The organism is Rhodococcus sp. AC861 (genome assembly GCF_979256035.1).
On the sequence record NZ_CEEDMW010000074.1, the window covers coordinates 1 to 250 of the forward strand.

1 protein-coding gene is annotated in these 250 nt (G+C 70.0%); it reads right to left on the bottom strand.

Translation table 11 applies throughout. From position 1 onward, the window contains the following. Positions 1-250, bottom strand: a 250-nt coding sequence (locus AC0IX4_RS23205; protein ID WP_471831433.1) for a hypothetical protein, incomplete at both ends; no start/stop codon positions are given.

Sequence of the window (250 nt, forward strand, 5' to 3'; positions counted from 1 at the left end):
GCGGGAGTACCAGAACCCGCGCGTGTCGGACAGCTGCAGGACGGGCGAGACGACGAGTCGATCCACCAGCATGTCCACGGGCGCGCTGTCCTCGCGCGTCATCCAGGCCATGGCCGCGGCCTCGGGGTCGTCCTCCGACCGCAGATCGAGGTCGGAGACGTGGTCGTCGATGCTCAGGGCGACGTACTGGAACGGCTCGCCGTCGACCTCGGTCAGACGGAGGGAGCCCGATCCGAACTCCCGACCGGCG